Annotated in this window: 5 protein-coding genes; all 5 read right to left on the bottom strand. The window is 48.4% G+C overall.

Annotated features, from left to right (window positions below; genetic code table 11):
* Nucleotides 1–54: 54 nt before the first annotated feature.
* Entirely contained in the window at nucleotides 55–2,256 is a 2,202-nt protein-coding gene (locus tag P6910_RS20610; protein WP_317143131.1) for a hypothetical protein, read from the bottom strand.
* Nucleotides 2,257–2,368: 112 nt separating this feature from the next.
* The gene (locus tag P6910_RS20605; protein ID WP_317143130.1) at nucleotides 2,369–5,002 is read right to left on the bottom strand and encodes a hypothetical protein; all 2,634 of its coding nucleotides are present in this window, start codon (nucleotides 5,000–5,002) and stop codon (nucleotides 2,369–2,371) included.
* Between the two features lie 135 nt (nucleotides 5,003–5,137).
* Nucleotides 5,138–6,577 carry a hypothetical protein gene (locus P6910_RS20600; protein WP_317143129.1) on the bottom strand — a complete coding sequence of 480 codons (1,440 nt, stop codon included), beginning with the start codon at nucleotides 6,575–6,577 and terminating at the stop codon, nucleotides 5,138–5,140.
* Between the two features lie 135 nt (nucleotides 6,578–6,712).
* Complete coding sequence (locus P6910_RS20595) at nucleotides 6,713–8,881, bottom strand: hypothetical protein (protein ID WP_317143128.1); 2,169 nt, start codon at nucleotides 8,879–8,881, stop codon at nucleotides 6,713–6,715.
* Between the two features lie 235 nt (nucleotides 8,882–9,116).
* Nucleotides 9,117–11,249: a hypothetical protein gene (locus P6910_RS20590; protein WP_317143127.1), complete on the bottom strand. Its 2,133-nt coding sequence runs from the start codon at nucleotides 11,247–11,249 to the stop codon at nucleotides 9,117–9,119.
* Nucleotides 11,250–11,418 lie beyond the last annotated feature (169 nt).

Here is an 11,418-nt window from a genome sequence, read left to right as displayed (position 1 = left end):
GATCAAGAAAATAAGTATGTTTTTTTGTCTTTACCATCAGAGGCGGTTATCAGTTCAAGGAGTGAGGTCATTGTCCTGATTCACATTAACAGGTTTGCGTTTTCGATGTGTTCTTTTGTGATCCGTCAGGGCTCTGAGACTCTTGCAGATCTTCCCGCACGACTGCAGTTGGCCATCCACCCCGACCACGGCCTCCTTACAGGTTTTTTTCCCGGTGTGGTGTCTGGCTTTGTGATCCGACAGGGCTTGAGCAGTCTTGCAGGGCTTCCCGCACGGCCATGGCTGACCATCCACCCCGATCACGATTTCTATACAGGTTTTTTGCCCGCTGTGATATTTGGTTTTGTGATCCAAGAGGGCTTTTGCACTCTTGTAAGTCTTCCCACACGGCCTCGGCTGGCCATCCTCAAAGAGCATGGTCAAGTTACAGCTCTGTTGTCCGGTGTGAGCTATTCTTTTGTGATCCGACAGGGCCTGAGCACTCTTGCAGACCGTCCCGCATGGTTTTGGTTGCTCGTCCTCCCCGGGCACAGTCAAGTCACAGATTTTTTGCCCGGTGTGGATGCTGCTTTTATGAACCGACAGAGATTGAGCACTCCTGAAGACCTTCCCGCATGTTCGCTGCTGGCCATCCTGCCCAAGCACGTTCGCATCACAGCTTCGTTGCCCATTGTGGAAGTTACTTTTGTGAGTCGACAGGACTTTAGCATTCTGGCAGACCATCCCACATGGCCGTGGCTGGCCATCCTCCCCGACGACTCTTACGTTACAGATTTTTTGCCCGCTGTGGTATTTGTATTTGTGATTTGACAGGGCTTGAACATTCTTGCAGACCTTCCCGCATGGATGCAGCAGGCCATCTTCACCAATCAGGTTGGCATCACAGGTTTGTTGCCTGGTGTGGACGCTCCTTTTGTGATGTGACAGGGCTCTGGAATTCTTGAAGACCAATCCGCATGGCCTTGGTTGGCAATCCTCACCGATTTTTGTCACCTCACAGGTTTTTTGCCCGGTGTGGTATTTGGCTTTGTGATCAAAGAGGGTTTTTGGACTCTTGTAGGTTCTCCCGCACGGTCTCCGTTGGCCATCCTCACAGAGCATGGTCAAGTCACAGCTTTGTTGTCCGGTGTGAGCTATTCCTTTGTGATAGGACAGGGCCTGAGCACTCTTGCAGATCGTCCCGCATGGTTTTGGTTGCCGGTCCTCACCGGGCACGGTCAAGTCACAGGTTTTTTTTCCACTGTGGACTTTGCTTTTATGTTCAGACAAGGCTTGACCGCTTTTGTAGACCTTACCACAGGGTCGCGGCTGGTCATCTTCTCCGAATAATATAACGTTACAGGTTTTTTGCCCGGTATGGTATTTGCCTTTGTGAAGCGATAGCTTCCGTTTATTCTTGAATACCTTGCTGCATTGCCGCACCTGACCATCATCTCCGACCTGGATCACGCTGCAGGTTGCCTGTCCGGTAGGGGGCGTTGTATCGGCTGCTCCTGCAACCGAAGAGTTTGAGGCGACCCCGTCTACAGACATACAACCAAAGCAGTGTGTATTGGCCAAATGAGGGTATGAGTCTGATACGGGGGGGGGTCCAGGGTTGTCTGTCGAACTTTTCTCACAAACTGGCGCTCCGCTATTGTGTGGATCGGAAGATTGTCGGAATCGACAAACATCGTTACAGGGATAGATAAAACAATTTAGACTCAAAGTATGCAGGTATTGTTCAGGGTCTTCATTACCGCTGCCAGAGTCAGAATGCAGAAGGCTGGTGTAATAGCCTGTAATATGAGCAGTCGCCTGTGTGGCGTGCTGACCCGATGATTGTGATGGCTGAAATTGTGGTTGGTCCTGTTCAGAACCAGGCGTTAGGGTGGTGATGGCAAACGGGTGATTAGGACTCGCCTCTTGTAGTTTAATGGGATTAAACAACTGTGAGTCCGGGTTCCAATAGTTTTTTAAAAGCCAGCCGACAGTGATAACCGCTTCCAGAGGTAGCCATGAAATCGACTCAATCAGGGTCGTTTTCATCCCGTAACTGTAATGTTTGAGTCGTTTTTTATCAGGCGGTGAGTCGGGTTCTGTATAACCGTTTGTGTCGGCAATGTCCGACGGGTTGCCTGACAATGTTCGTCGGTCAAGCTTTATAAAAAAATTCTGGTTTGAAAAATCTGCATTCTGTTCAGGCTCGATAACAAGGCATCTTGTCAAGGGTTTAGCCTGACAGATGACAGACAACGACAGCAACAACAGTGCCACAAAGAGTGAATGTTTAATAAATCTATCCTTGCCTTCTGGTATACAGAGAGGAAGGATAGATCAAGAAAATAAGTGTGTTTTTTTGTCTTTCCCATTAAGGGCGATTCTCAGTTCAAGGAGAGAGGTCATTGACCTGGTTCACATCAACAGGTTTGCGCTTTCGATGCCTTCTTTTGTGATTTGAAAGGGCTTTAGCATTATGGCAGACCACTCCGCAAGGCCGTGGTTGGCGATCCTCCCCGACTACTGTTTGGTTACAGGTTTTTTGTCCGGAGTGCACTGTACTTTTGTGCACCGACAGAACTTGAGCACTTTTGTAGACCTTACCGCATGGACGCAGCTGGCCATCCTCCCCGACCATGGTAGCATAACAGGCTCGTTGCCCGCCGTGGTCAGTACTTTTGTGATATGACAATTTTTTGGCATTATTGCAGACCATTCCACATGGTCGCAGCTGGCCATCCTCTCCGACGACCCTTACGTCACAGGCTTTTTGCCCGGTATGATATTGGTTTTTGTGATTCGACAGGGCTTGAGCATTCTTGCAGATCTTACCGCATGTACGCTGTTGGCCATCCTCCCCGACGAGTGTCGTATAACAGGTTTGTTGCCTGCTGTGGACTCTTTTTTTGTGAGATACCAGTTTTTTGACATTATCGTAGACCATTCCACACGGTCGCGGCTGGCCATCCTCTTTGACGACACTTACGTCACAGGCTTTTTGCCCACTGTGATATTGGTTTTTGTGATTCGACAGGGCTTGAGCATTCTTGCAGACCTTACCGCATGGCCGCTGCTGGCCATCCTTCCCGACGACTCTGAAATCACAGGTTTTTTGCCCGCTGTGATATTGGTTTTTGTGATTCGACAGGGCTTGAGCATTCTTGCAGACCTTACCGCATGGGGACAGCTGGCCATCCTCCCCAACTACCCTGGCATAACAGGTTTGTTGCCTGGTGTGGAGGTACCTTTTGTGACTCGAAAGGGCTTGTGCATTCCTGAGGACCTTCCCGCAAGGCTGTGGCTGGCCATTCTCCCCGAGGATAGGCAAGTCACAGGTTTTTTCTCTCGAGTGAACCATTCTTTTGTGATCCGAAAGGGCCTGTCCACTCTTACAGAGAGCCCCGCATGGTTGTGGCTGTTCATCCTCTCCAAGCACGGTTAAGTCACAGGCTTTTTGCCCGGTGTGGGTGTTGCTTTTATGAGACGACAGAGAGTGAGCACTCCTGAAGACCTTCCCGCATGGCCGCTGCTGGCCGTCCTCCCCAATTACGCTAGTATTACAGCGTTGTTGACCGGTGTGGAAGTTGCCTTTGTGATTCGACAGAGCTTTAGCATTCTTACAGACTATTCCACATGGCCGTGGCTGGCCATCCTTCCCGACGACTCTCACATAACAGGTTTTTTGCCCAGTGTGATATTGGTTATTGTGATTCGACAGAGCGTGAGCATTCTTGCACACCTTCCCGCATGGGTACAGCTGGCCATCCTCACCAACCACGTTGGTATAACAGGTTTTTTGCCCGGTGTGGGCGTACCTTTTGTGATTCGACAGGACTTCTTTATTCCGGCAGACCATGCCACATGGCCGAGGCCGACCGTCCTCCCCGACTACTGTTACGTGACAGGTTTTTTGCCCGGTGTGGCATTTGTTTTTGTGATACGACAGGGCTGGAATATTCTTACAGACTGTTCCGCATGGCTTTAGCTGACTATCCTCCCCGACTACTCTTACGAGACAGGTTTTTTGCCCGGTGTGATATTGGTTTTTGTGATTCGACAGGGCTTGAGCATTGTTGCAGACTTTCCCGCATCTGTGCAGTTTGCCATCCTCCCCAAGCACGTTGGTAACACAGGTTTGTTGCCTGGTGTGAACGTACCTTTTGTGACTCGACAGGGCTCTGGCATTCTTGCAGACGAATCCGCATTGTCGCAGGCCATCATCTCCGATCAGGATCACATTGCAGGTTGTCCGTCTGACAGGGGGAGCTGTATCGGTTACCCTTGCAACTATTGTGTCTGAGGCGACCCCGTCTGAGGCGACCCCGTTCACGTTATTGGATGAGTCGGAAGATTGTCGGAATCGACAAACTCCGCTACAGGGATAGATAAAACAATTTAAACTCAAAGTATGCAGGTATTGTTCAGGGTCTTCATTACCGCTGCCAGAGTCAGAATAAAGAAGGCTGGTGAAATAGCCTGTAATATGAGCAGTTGCCTGTGGGGTATGCTGACCCGATGATTGTGATGGCTGATATTGAGGTTGGTTCTGAGCAGAGCCAGGCATCAGAGTGGTGATGGCAAACAGGTGATTTTGACTCGCCTCTTGATGTTCAATTGGGTTAAACAGCGGTGAGTAGGGGTCCCAATAGTTTTTTAAAAGCCAGCCGATAGTGATAACCGCTTCCAGAGGTAGCCGTGAATAAAGGGTTGGGCATTGAAAGGTGTCTTTGGTGGTCAGGATCAGTTCATAAGCAACCAGCAGATTCGTAGCGTGTAGCCATTGCCACGAAATCGACTCAATCAGGGTCGTTTTCATCCCGTAAATGAAAGGTATGTGTCGTTTGATATCAGGCGGTGAACCGGGTTCTTTATAGCCGTTTGTATCGTCAAAGCCAGAGGGGTTGCCTGACAATGTTCGCCGGTCAAGCTTTATAAAAAAGTTCTGGTTTGAAAACTCTGCATTCTGTTCAAGCTCGATAACAAAGTGTCTTGTTAACGGTTCAGCCTGGCAAATGACAGACAACGACAGTAACAGCAGTGCCGCAAAGAGTGAGTGTTTAATAATTCTATCCCTGCCTTCTGGTTTACAGAGAGGAAGGATAGATCAAGAAAATAAGTGTGTTTGTTTGCCTTTCCCATTAAGAGGGCGGTTATCAGTTCAAGGAGTGAGGCCATTGTCCTGGTTCACATTAACAGCCTTGCGTTTACGGTGTTTTCTTTTGTGGTCCGACAGGGCTGTGACACCCTTGCAGACCTTCCCGCACGGCCGCGGTTGACCATCTAACCCGACCACGGTCTCCTTGCAGATTTTTTCCTTGCTGTGGTATCTGGCTTTGTGATTCCACAGAATTTTAGCATTCTGACAGACCACTCCACATGGCCGTGGCTGGCCATCTTCCCCGACGACTTTTACGTCACAGGTTTTTTGCCCGGTGTGATATTGGTTTTTGTGATTCGACAGGGCTTTAGCATTCTTGCAGAGCTTCCCGCATGGGTATAGCCGGCCATACTCCCCAACCACATTGGCATCACAAGTTTGTTGTCTGGTGTGGACGTACCTTTTGTGATTAGACAGGCTTTGAGAATTCTTGCAGACCAATCCGCATAGCCTTAGCTGGCCATCCTCCGCTACTTCTGTTACGTCACAGGTTTTTTTTCCACTGTGGACTTTGCTTTTATGTTCATATAAGGCTTGAGCACTTCTGAAGACCTTTCCACAGGGGCGCGGCCGGTCATCTTCTCCTAATGATGTTATGTCACAGGTTTTTTGCCCGGTATGGTATTTTTTTATGTGATAACGTAGTGCTTTTTTATTCTTTATAACCTTCCCACATTTTTGCAGCTGGCCAGCATTTCCGATCAGGATCACGTTGCAGGTTGCTTGTCCGACAGGGGTAGTTGTATCGGCTGTCCTTGCAATCATTGAGTCTGAGGCGACCCCGTTTACGCTATTGGACGGATCGGAAGATTGTCGAAATCGACAAACACCGTTACAGGGATAGATAAAACAATTTAAACCCAAAGTATGCAGGTGTTGTTCAGGGTCTTCATTACCGCTGCCAGAGTCAGAATACAGAAGGCTGGTGAAATAGCCTGTAATATGAGCAGTTGCCTGTGGGGTATGCTGACCCGATGATTGTGAGGGCTGATATTGAGGTGGGTTCTGTTCAGAGCCGGGCATCAGAGTAGTGATGGCAAACGGGTGCTTCTGACTCGCCTCTTGATGTTCAATTGGGTTAAACAGCGGTGAGTAGGGGTTCCAATAGTTTTTTAAAAGCCAGACGATAGTGATAACCGCTTCCAGAGGTAGCGATGAATAAAGGGTTGGGCATTGAAAGGTGTCTTTGGGGGTCAGGATCAGTTCATAAGCAACCAGCAGATTTGTAGCGTGTAGCCATTGCCACGAAATCGAATCAATCAGGGTGGTTTTCATCCCGTAAATGTAATGTTTATGTCGTTTGTTGTCAGGCAACGGGTTGTCTGACAATGTTCGTCGGTCAAGCTTTATAAAAAAATTCTGGTTTGAAAAATCTGCATTCTGTTCAAGCTCGATAACAAAGCGTCTTGTTAACGGTTTAGCCTGACAAATGACAGACAACGACAGTAACAGCAGTGCTGCAAAGAGTGAGTGTTTAATAATTCTATCCCTGTCTTCTGATTTACTGAGAGGAAGGATAGATCAAGAAAATAAGTGTGTTGTTTTACCTTTCCCATTAGGAGGGCGTTTATCAGTTCAAGGAGTGAGTTCATTGTCCCGGTTCACATTAACTGGCTTGCGTTTACGGTGTTTTCTTTTGTGGTCCGACAGGGCTTTGACATTCTTGCAGACCTTCCCGCACGGCCGGGGTTGACCATCTAACCCGACCACGGTCTCCTTGCAGGTTTTTTCCCTGCTGTGGTATCTGAGTTTGTGATCCGATAGGGCTGGAATATTCTTGCAGACTTTCCCGCATGGCCTTGGCTGGCCATCCTCGCCGACCACGGTTTCATTACAGACTTGTTGCTCGCTGTGCAAGCTTCTTCTGTGATACGACAAGGCTTTGAGACTCTTGCAGATTTTCCAGCATGGCCTTGGTTGGCCATCCTCTCCGATTATGATTATTTCACAGGTTTGTCGTCCGGAATGGATGGCGCTTTTGTGAGTTGACAGTGATTGTGCATTCTTGAAGACCTTCCCGCAAGGCTGCAGCCGGCCATTCTTCCCGGTCATAGCCAAGTCACAGGTTTGTCGTCTCGTGTGAGCTGTTCTTTTGTGATTTGACAGGGCCTTAGCAGTCTTACAGAGAGTCCCGCACGGCCTTGGCTGGCCATCCTCTCCGATTATGGTTATTTCACAGGCTTGTCGTCCGGAATGGATGGCGCTTTTGTGAGTTGACAGTGATTGTGCATTCTTGAAGACCTTCCCGCATCTCCGCTGCTTGCCGTCCTCCCCAACCACGCTCACATCACAACTTCGTTGACTGGTGTGTAAGTTGCGTTTGTGATTCGACAGAGCTTTAGCATTCTGACAGACCTCTCCACATCGCCGTGGCTGGCCGTCCTCCCCGGCGACTTTTACGTCACAGGTTTTTTGCCCGGTGTGGTATGCGTTTTTGTGATTCGACAGGGCTCTGGAACTCTTGCAGACCTTACCGCATCGGTGCAGCTGGCCATCTTCCCCAACCACGTTGGCACCACAGGTTTGCTGTCTGGTGTGGACATACCTTTTGTGAGCCCAAAGGTTTTGAGCATTCTTGCAGACCAATCCGCACAGCCTTAGCTGGCCATCCTCACCGATTACTGTCAGGTTACAGGCTTTTTGCCCGGTGTGGTATTTGCTTTTGTGATCCGACAGGCTCTGCGCACTCTTGCAGATCTTCCCACACGGTCTCTTCTGGCCATCTTTCCCGATAACGGTCGCAGCACAGGTTCGTTGCCCACTGTGGACTTTGCTTTTGTGCTCCGACAGGGCTTTAGGACTCTTGCAGATTTTCCCACATGGTTGCGGCTGACTATCCTTCCTGACCACGGTCGCATTACAGATTTGTTGCCCGCTATGGACTCTCTTTTTGTGAGATGCCAATTTTTTGGCATTACTGCAGACTATTCCGCATGGCTGCGGCTGGTCATCCTTGCTGACTACTGTCACGTCACAGGTTGTTTGCCCGGTATGGTATTTGCTTTTGTGAGACCAAAGTGATTTTTTATTCTTTAAAGCCTTCCCACATTGTCGCAGCTGGCCATCAGCTCCGATCAGGATCACGTTGCAGGTTTCTTGTCCGACAGGGGTAGTTGTATCGGCTGTCCTTGCAATCATTGAGTCTGAGGCGACCCCGTTTACGCTATTGGATGGATCGGAGGATTGTCGAAATCGACAAACACCGTTACAGGGATAGATAAAACAATTTAAACCCAAAGTATGCAGGTGTTGTTCAGGGTCTTCATTACCGCTGCCAGAGTCAGAATAAAGAAGGCTGGTGAAATAGCCTGTAATATGGGTACTGGCCCGTGGGGTATGTTGCCCCGATGATTGTGGTGACTGATATTGAGGTTGGTTCTGTTCATAGCCAGTCATCAGAGTGGTGATGGCAAACGGGTGATTTGGACTCGCCTCTTGTTGTTTAGTGTTGTTAAACAACTGTGAGTCGGGGTTCCAATAGTTTTTTAAAAGCCAGCCAACAGTGATAACTGCTTCCAGAGGTAGCCATGAATAAAGGGCTGGGCATTGAAAGATGTTTTTGGTAGTCAGGATCAGTTCATAAGCAACCAGCAGATTCGTAGCGTTTAGCCATTGCCGGGAAATCGACTCAATCAGGGTTCCTTTCATTCCGTAAATGTCAGGTTTGTGTCGTTTGTTATCAGGCAGTGAACCGGGTTCTGTATAGCCGTTTGTATCATCAAAGTCTGAGTAGTTGTCTGACAATGTTTGTCGGTCAAGCTTTATAAAAAAGTTCTGGTTTGAAAAATCTGCATTCTGTTCAAGCTCGATAACAAAGCGTCTTGTTAACGGTTTGGGCTGGCAGATGACAGACAGCGGCAGTAACAGCAGTGCCGTAAAGAGTAAGTGTTTAATAATTCTATCCTTGCGTTCCGGCGTACAGTGACAAAGGATAGATCAAGAAAATAAGTGTGTTTATGACAGGTCGATTATCAGACTGTTACTTATGCACTTTAACTTCTTGAAAACGGAGGTCCTGGTCTTGTTCCACATCAACGGACTTGCGTTTTCGATGTGTTCTTTTGTGATTCGACAGGGCTTGAGGACTCTTGTAAATCTTCCCGCACAGTTGCTGCCGGCCATCCTCTTCGATCACGGCCACGTCACAGGTTTGTTGCCCGCTGTGCTCTTGTCTTTTGTGATCCGATAGGGCTTTGGAACTCTTGCAGACCGCCCCGCATGGGCGTGGACGAGTATCTTCACCGATCACGGTCCGGTCACAGGTTCGTTGCCCGCTGTGGACTCTGGTTTTGTGAGCTGACAGGACCTGAGAAGTCTTGCAGACCTTCCCGCAGGGTCGAGGCTGGCTGTGCTCTGAGAAAATGATTACGTCACAGATTTTTTGCTTGCTGTGGCTTTTGCTTTTGTGATCCGACAGGGCTTTAGCATTCTTATAGACCCTCCCGCATGATCGCGGCTGGCCATCCTCCCCGACCAATGTCACGTCGCAGGTTTTTTGTCCAGTGTGGTCTTTTCTTTTGTGATCCAACAGGGCTCTGGTATTCATGCAGATCCTCCCGCATGGTCGTGGCTGGCCATCCTCTGCGAACACAGTGAAGTCACAGTTTTTTTGCGCTGAGTGGTATCTGCTTTTGTGATCCAACAGGACTCTGGAATTTCTGAAGTTCATCTGGCACAGTTTCTGCCGACCATCCTCCCTGATCAATTTTGAGTTACAGGTTCTTTGCCCGGTGTGGTATTTTCCTTTGTGATCTGACAGAGCTTTAGCATTCTTGCAGAGCTTCCCACATGGTCGCGGACGGTTATTCGGCTCAAACACGGTTAGACTGCAGATTTTTTGGCCGCTGTGGTATCTGCTTTTGTGTGAAGACAGTGATTGAGCATTTTTGAGGACTACCCCGCATGGCTGCTTTTGACTATCCTTCCCGACAATGATCACTTTACAGATTCTCTGTCCGGAGTGGAATTTTCCTTTGTGATCCGACAGGGCTTTAGCATTCTTGCAGAGCTTCCCACATGGTCGCGGCCGGTTATTCGCCTCAAACACGGTTAGACTACAGATTTTTTGGCCGCTGTGGTATCTGCTTTTGTGTGAAGACAGTGATCGAGCATTCTTGAAGACTGACCCACATGGCTGCTTCTGACCATCCTTCCCGGTCACTGATAAGTTACAGATTTTTTGCCCGGCAGGGCCAACTCTATCGGTCTTCTCTGCATCTACTGAGTCTGATGCGACCTCGTTTAAGAGGGCTCCGTACATATAGTTGCAATTATATTCTGCGTGCCCTGTCGAACTTTCTTCGGGATTCAGCTCTTCGCTATCGGATAAGTCGGATGAATCGGATAAATCGGACGAATCGGACGAGTCAGACGAATCGGACGAGTCAGACGAATCGGACGAGTCGGATAAACCAGTCAAACCGTATAAAGAATATAAGTGGTGATAGGATAATGATCGCAATTGACAAACGCCACGACATGGATGGACGAAACAATTTAGACCAAAGGTGTGTGAGTGTAGTCCAGAGCCCCCCCTACCCCCGCTTGAGTCAAAATACATGAGACCAGTGAAATAGTTTGTAGGCTGAGTGGAATAATGTGAAGCTTGCTGGACAGATGATGCTGATGGCTGGCCTTGTTGTTGGTTATGTCCAGAGCCAGACATCATAGTCGTGATCGCAAAGGACTGATCCCCCTGTGTCAGCAAAGATGTCGCCTCTTGTTGTTCAATTGGCTTAAACAGTGGTGAACCATGGTTCCAATAGCTTTTTAAAAGCCAACCGACCGTGATAAACGCTTCTACAGGTAGCCATGAATAACTGTGTGAGCTTAGAGGGATGTCTCTGCTGGTCTGGATCAGTTCGAAAGCAACCAGCAGATGAGTGATGTAAGGCCATTGCCACGAAGTCGACTCAATGATTATCGTTTTTGCTTTATAACCACCAGATTTGTGTCGTTTGTGATCATGCGGCGAATCAGATCCTGCATAGCTGGGTATGTCGTCAATGTCTGTTGGACTGCCTGACAAAGTACGCGGGTTATTCTTCATAGAAAAGTTCTGATTTGGAAAACCTGTATCCAGTTCAAGCACGGCAATAAAATGTCTTGTCAATGCTTCAGCCTGACAGAAGACAGATAAGAACAATACCAGCAAATGCAGGGTTGCAAGGGATGCGTGTTTAATAATTCTATCCTTGTTTTACGGGTTACAGAGAGGAAGGATAGATCAAGAAAATAAGAGTGTTTTTCTGTCAAAGACCTTATGTTAAAAAAACTCTATT

Source organism: Endozoicomonas sp. 8E, assembly GCF_032883915.1.
In the GTDB taxonomy this organism is placed as follows: Bacteria; Pseudomonadota; Gammaproteobacteria; order Pseudomonadales; family Endozoicomonadaceae; genus Endozoicomonas_A.
The sequence above is the reverse complement of the archived record's forward strand: the minus strand, read 5'-3'. Positions and strand labels throughout refer to the sequence as shown.